The 3,565-nt window shown below is 39.7% G+C and carries 3 protein-coding genes and 1 pseudogene; all 4 read left to right on the forward strand.

The window, feature by feature from the left end:
* Positions 1 to 13: 13 nt before the first annotated feature.
* Positions 14 to 460: pseudogene (locus Q0296_RS07480) on the forward strand (ATPase, T2SS/T4P/T4SS family); the annotation flags it as partial.
* Positions 457 to 1,692, forward strand: a complete 1,236-nt coding sequence (locus Q0296_RS07485) for a type II secretion system F family protein (protein ID WP_298038807.1) — start codon at positions 457 to 459, stop codon at positions 1,690 to 1,692. The pseudogene Q0296_RS07480 and the gene Q0296_RS07485, both read left to right, overlap by 4 nt.
* A 28-nt stretch (positions 1,693 to 1,720) precedes the next feature.
* The gene (locus Q0296_RS07490; protein ID WP_298038809.1) at positions 1,721 to 2,221 is read left to right on the forward strand and encodes a PAS domain-containing protein; all 501 of its coding nucleotides are present in this window, start codon (positions 1,721 to 1,723) and stop codon (positions 2,219 to 2,221) included.
* Between the two features lies 1 nt (position 2,222).
* Complete coding sequence (locus Q0296_RS07495) at positions 2,223 to 3,479, forward strand: methyl-accepting chemotaxis protein (protein ID WP_298038812.1); 1,257 nt, start codon at positions 2,223 to 2,225, stop codon at positions 3,477 to 3,479.
* The last annotated feature ends 86 nt before the right edge of the window (positions 3,480 to 3,565 follow it).

Raw genomic sequence — 3,565 nt, forward strand, 5'->3', positions numbered from 1 at the left:
ATAAGAGACAGTCTCTACCCTACACACAAACGACGCCATAAGCGCCCTACCTCGTATGATCGACATGGGTATCGAGCCATATCTAGTAAGCGGTGCACTCGTTTGTATCGAGGCTCAAAGGCTTGTTAGAAAGCTTTGTCCACACTGCAAACAAAAGATCACACTCTCTCAAAAAGCGCTTGATGAAGTTAAGAAATTTTTGCCAGAGGGTTATCAGTTTTATAAAAATGTCGGCTGCCCGCAGTGCTCACAAACTGGATATTTGGGACGTGAGATGATAAGCGAAATTCTGCCTATTAGTGATCACATCGCAAGTCTTGTTGCAAATGGCGCTTCAAAAGATGAGATCAAAAAGTCGGCCTATGAAGATGGCTTTATAGATATGTTTCATGACGGCGTTATACGCGCTGCAAACGGCGTAACAACACTTGAAGAAGTTTATAGAGTTGCTAAGATATGAAATATTTTGAAGTAGAATACATCCAAAACGGCAAACGCCATAAGATGAGCTTGAAGGCAAATAATAAAAGTGAGATAAAAGACAAGGCAAACGTTACTGGTATGATCGTGAGGATCAAAGAGACGCAAACTTCTAGCGCAAACGACTTTGAAAATTTGCAAAATATCATCGCAAATGCCTTTTCAAACCCAAAGGTCAAAATTCCAAATTTAGTTGCCACCATAAGGCAGCTTAGCGTTATGACAAATGCCGGAATTTCTATCCACGATAGTATCAAAGAGGTTGCAAATTCTACCGAGGATAAACGCTTAAAATTTATATTTCAAACGATAGATGACGAGCTAAATCAAGGCTCAAGTCTCACAAATAGTATAGAAAATTTCAAAGAAGAGCTTGGCGACGTGACGCTAGCGATGATAAGACTTGGCGAGAGCACTGGTAATATGGCTGACGCGCTGGCAAAGCTCGCCTCTATCCTGCAAGAGGTCTGGGACAACCAGCAAAAATTTAAAAAAGCTATCCGCTATCCGATAACCGTCATCTGTGCTATCATACTAGCCTTTGTCATACTTATGATAATGGTCGTGCCGCAGTTTAGAGAAATTTTCGAGCAGCTAAACGCTGAGCTACCACTGCCGACAAAAATCTTACTAAACATCGAGTATGTCATGACAAACTACGGCTTTTATATCCTTGGAGCACTTGCATTTATCGGATATTTGCTTAGAAAATACTACCTTGAGAGTGAAGATTTTCAAGATAAGGTCGATAAGCACCTTTTGAAAGTTTATCTCATTGGCAAGATCATATTTTTCTCAAATATGAGCAGGTTTAACCTTATCTTTACCGAGCTTGTTCGTGCTGGCCTTCCTATCGCAGACGCGCTAGATACAGCCGTCATAACAGTTTCAAACAAAGATATAAAAAGGCGACTTAGCGGCGTGAAGGTGCTAGTTGGCAGGGGTGTGAGCCTCACAGAAGCGTTTAGAGATACAAATTTATATGAAAATATGCTGATCCAGATGATAAGCGCTGGCGAGCAAAGTGGTAGCTTGGAGGATATGACGCAAAAAGTAACTGATTATTACAGGATGAAATTTAATGATATTATCGACAACATCTCAAACTATATCGAGCCGATATTGCTTGTTTTTATAGCAGCGATGGTGCTTTTACTAGCTCTTGGTATATTTTTGCCGATGTGGGATCTATCAAAAGCCGTTAAAAACTAAAAATTAATAAAATCTTAAAGGAGAGAAGATGTCTGAAAATAAAGAACATAAGGTCGAAGAGAGTGCTTTTTTAGTCTCAAAGACCGATCTAAAAGGACGTATCACATACTGCAATGAGCCATTTTTAAAGATCGTTGGCGCTAAGCAGTCTGAGGTCTTGGGCAAACCGCACAACATCATAAGGCACCCAGATATGCCAAGAGCTATCTTTAAGCTACTTTGGCAGCGCATACAAAACAAAGAGGAAATTTTTGCTTATGTAAAAAATAAGAGCTTTGATGGGGGATATTACTGGGTTTTTGCAAACATTACAGCCTCAGTTGATGACCACAACAACGCAGTTGGCTACTACTCAGTAAGACGCAAGCCAAATCCAAAGGCGATCGAGGTAATAGAGCCTATGTATCAAAAACTTTTGTCGGTTGAAAAGAGTAACGGCATGGAGGCTTCTACGAAATTTCTGACAGATTTTTTAAATGAGAAAAATCTAAGCTACGACGAATTTATAAATAACCTACAAAGGCTATAAGATGTTTGGTAAAAAAATAGAATCTATAAGCGAAATTTTAAACGTAATAAGCTCAGCAAGAAACGGTATATTAGAGCCTAGAATAGTAAATATAAAAGAGAGCGACCCGCTTTATGAAGTAGCTCTTGGCATAAACGACTTGCTTGACCAAGTAGAAGCACTGCAAAGAGAAATTTCAACCTCTATAAGCTTTGCACAAAACGGAGTAAAGTATAGAAATATCTTCACAGAGGGTTTTCGTGGGGCATTTAAGCAAAATGCCATTTCGATGAGCCGCGGCGTTACTGGCATAAAAGACGGACAAAAAAGCAAGGTAAGAGGCATACTCTCAAAAGAGCTCGACACCCTTGGCAATGGCAACAATGGGATAGAGGATGTTAGAAACGACCTAAATGAAAATATAAAAAATCTCAGCCAAATGGCTCTTACTGCAAAAGATACAGCTAGGATCGCCGAGGATACGACGCAAAGCATAAATGAGCTAAGCGTAAATATGAGATCGCTTGAGGAGCTAATAGACGGTTCAAGCCACGCTATCAGCACGCTAAATAACAGAACCGACGACATCACTTCGGTTGTAAATTTGATAAAAGATATAGCCGAGCAGACAAATTTACTAGCTCTAAACGCAGCTATCGAGGCAGCACGCGCAGGAGAGCATGGACGCGGCTTTGCGGTCGTTGCCGATGAAGTTAGAAAGCTCGCTGAAAATACGCAAAAAGCGACACACGAGATCGGCGTAAATATCCAGACACTTCAGCAAGAGGCTAAAGATATCGACGAAAACTCTAAAAAGATCGATGAAATTTCAAAGATCGCCACAGTAAATGTTGAAAACTTTAAGCAAATTCTCGCAAGCTTTAACAAAAACGCAAAAGAGACTGCAAACACTTCAAAATACGTAGAAAACAAGACCTTTGGCATCATCGCAAAGATAGCTATCATCGTTTATAAAGTGGGTGTTTATTCAGACACTGTAAATGAGCAGGGTTACGGCGACGATATAGCAAAAGACGCAGATGATCTTGTAGCGTGGTATGAAAATGAGTGCGCAAAGAGCTTTAGTCACACTAAAATTTACGAAAAATCACGCCATTTAGTGGATGAGTTTAACAAAAACATCAAAGCCATCTTGACAGAAGCTGGCAAGGGCTATAACGAGAAAAATTTAAAACATTTTGTCACTGAGTTTAGAAAGCTTGAAGATCTTAGCAGAGAGATATTTAGCTCATACAACGAAATGGTCGCTTCAAAATAACTTCAAATTTGCTAGACTCGCTTTGGGTCTAGCTCCTCTTAGATTGATTTAAATTTTATTTTCATAAATTTTTTCTACATTATCAC

The organism is uncultured Campylobacter sp., from assembly GCF_937890585.1.
GTDB lineage: Bacteria > Campylobacterota > Campylobacteria > Campylobacterales > Campylobacteraceae > Campylobacter_A.